Below are 2,510 nucleotides of genomic sequence, written 5' to 3'. Positions count from 1 at the left end.
GAATACGAATCAGCTCTGCGCGATGGCTGTGGCCGCACAGCACGATGCGGCAGGCGCGGTCGAGCGACTTCAGGCGCCGCCTGATCGCGGCCAGCGGCGCGCGCACCAGCTGGCCGTCGGTGATGGCATCGGCGAGATACTTTTCATCGTGGTCGGGGCGGGCGTGGAAGGCGACCACCCCGGGCGCGATCTCCAGCGTGAGCGGCAAGGCGAGCAGCGCCTCGCGCTGCGCCACCGTCAGCCGGTCCTGGGCGTAGCGGTCGGACGGCCACATCGTTTCGTCGGCGGGGTCCTGCGCCACGCGGCGGTCATGGTTGCCGCGCACGGTCGGCAGGTTGAGCGCCTGCAGCCGTTCCATCGTCTCGCGCGGCCAGAGCGGGCCGGAGACACAGTCGCCGAGATTGACGGCGATGTCGGCCCCGCCGCGGCGCTCGAGATCGTCGAGCACCGCATCGAGGGCAAGCACATTGCCATGGACGTCGGCGAGAACCGCAATGCGCATCAGGCGCTGATCTCGATCTCGGCGGCGCCGACCATGGGCAGCGCCTTGTCATCGCCGGCGGCGGCGATGACGCTGTCGAGCAGGCCGGGGAAGCGGCGGTCGAGGTCGTCGCGGCGCAGCGTGATCATGCGGTTGGTGCCGACAGCTTCGGTGCGGGTGACGCCGGCCTCGCGCAGTTTGGCCAGATGATAGCTGAGATTGGTCTTGGAGCCGAGATCGAGGAACTTGCTGCAGTTCATCGGCACGCCTTCCTTGCTGGCGAGAAAGCGCACGATGGCAAGCCTGGTCGGGTCGCCGAGCACGGCGAGCACGATCGGCAGGCTGATCTGGTCAGCATTTGGGTGGGGCAGTGTCATGCCCGAGAATTAAGCACAAACAGAGCCAACTTCAACGCGTCTCCTCCTGCGGCGGGTGCAAACGATCTGATCATCGCGGACCAGTCCTGACACAGGGCTGTCAGCAGGGTTCAGCTATTTTTCCCTGGCTTCATTGACATCATGCCTCGCCATGTCCAATTGTTCAATAACTTTTGAACTAAAAGGACACTCCCATGGACAAGCGGATCTTCTGGCTTGCGCTCGGTTCGTTCGCGATCTCGACCGAAGGCTTCGTCATCTCCAGCCTTCTGCCTGACATCGCGGCCGATGCTGGCATCTCCGTTCCGCTCGCCGGCTCGCTGATCACCGCTTTCGCGCTCGCCTATGCGTTCGGCGCGCCGGTCCTGGCGACCTTGACCGGCGAGTGGGACCGGCGCAGCGTCATCCTGTGGACGCTGGTGTTCTTCGTGCTCGGCAATGTGGTGGCGGCTCTGAGCTCGTCGTTCGAATTGCTGTTGATCGCCCGCATCATCATGGCGCTGTCGTCCGGTCTGTTCGCCGCGACCGCGCAAGGCACGGCGGTGGCGCTGGTCGATGACCATCACCGGGCGCGTGCCATTGCCGTCGTCGTCGGCGGCACCACGGTGGCGGTTGCAGTCGGCGCGCCGCTCGGTGCGCTTGTCGCGGCAGTGGCCGGCTGGCGTGGCACTTTCTTCGCCATCGCCGGACTTGGCGCGCTGGCCGGCGCGATCCTCTGGTACCGGCTGCCACGCGGCATCATCGGCACCAGGCTGCCGCTCCGGGCGCGTCTGGCGGCGGCGCTGCGGCCCGGCGTGATGCCGATCCTGCTGACGACCGCCCTAGCGCTGGTTGGCGCCTTCACCGTCTTCAGCTTCATTGCGCCGCTGGCCATCCAGAGCGGGGGCTTGAGCCCGCTGGCGCTGCCCGGAATGCTGCTCGCCTTCGGCGTCGGCGCCGTCATCGGCAACATTGCCGGCGGCCAGGCGGCCGACCGCTTCGGCGCGACGCGCACCGTCGCCTGGTCATTGGCGCTGAGCGCGGCGATGGTGATTACCTTCTCGCTGATCCCGACCTTCCTGCCGCAGCATATCGCCGGGCCGGCGCTGATGGGCATGATGGTGCCGTGGGGCATCGTCGGCTGGGCGTTCCCTCCGGCGCAGGCGAGCCGCATCATCAAGCTGGCGCCGGACGCCGCGCCGATCGTGCTCTCGCTCAACGCCTCGGCGCTCTATCTCGGCGTGGCGCTGGGCGCGGTGGTCGGGAGTATGGTGCTGCGCTACGGCGTGCCGGCAGATCTCGGCCTTGTCGCGGCAGTGTTTCCGATCGTAGGCCTGGGTATCGTGCTGGCCGGCCGGGCATTGGCCCGCCCGGTCGCAATGCCGGCCGAGTAACCGCTGCAAAGCTGGATTGGCGGCCGCTTATTCAGAGCGAAGGAGTGGCCGCCGGCATTTCCAGATCGAGATCAGCCACCGCGTCCAGCGCCGCGCGAAGCTTCGCCGCCTGCTCGGCGCCGACCTTGTCCTCGAAACGCTGCTGCGCCGCGCTCCACAGCCTGATCGCCTCGTCCAGCTTGACATTGCCCTGCGGCGTCAGCCGCACGCGCTTGACGCGGCGGTCGTCCTTGTTGGCGAAAGTCTCGACATAGCCGTCGCGGATCAGCGGCTTCAGCG

The 2,510-nt window shown here is 67.5% G+C and carries 4 protein-coding genes; 1 reads left to right on the top strand and 3 read right to left on the bottom strand.

The annotated features are described in order from the left end of the window. Positions 1-502, bottom strand: a 502-nt coding sequence (locus EN781_RS30475) for a metallophosphoesterase family protein (protein WP_145965719.1), incomplete at its 3' end; no start/stop codon positions are given. Beyond that, entirely contained in the window at positions 502-858 is a 357-nt protein-coding gene (locus EN781_RS30470; protein ID WP_126058768.1) for a helix-turn-helix transcriptional regulator, read from the bottom strand. The genes EN781_RS30470 and EN781_RS30475, both read right to left, overlap by 1 nt. 194 nt (positions 859-1,052) lie before the next feature. Between EN781_RS30470 and EN781_RS30465 the strand changes: the two genes are divergently transcribed. Continuing rightward, positions 1,053-2,231 carry an MFS transporter gene (locus tag EN781_RS30465; RefSeq protein ID WP_126058769.1) on the top strand — a complete coding sequence of 393 codons (1,179 nt, stop codon included), beginning with the start codon at positions 1,053-1,055 and terminating at the stop codon, positions 2,229-2,231. Positions 2,232-2,262: 31 nt separating this feature from the next. Here EN781_RS30465 and EN781_RS30460 read toward each other — a convergent pair. Next, positions 2,263-2,510: MarR family winged helix-turn-helix transcriptional regulator (locus EN781_RS30460; protein WP_145965718.1), on the bottom strand; the 248-nt coding region annotated here is incomplete at its 5' end.

The organism is Mesorhizobium sp. M4A.F.Ca.ET.090.04.2.1 (assembly GCF_003999085.1).
GTDB lineage: Bacteria > Pseudomonadota > Alphaproteobacteria > Rhizobiales > Rhizobiaceae > Mesorhizobium.
This window is presented reverse-complemented; position numbering and strand designations above follow the sequence as displayed.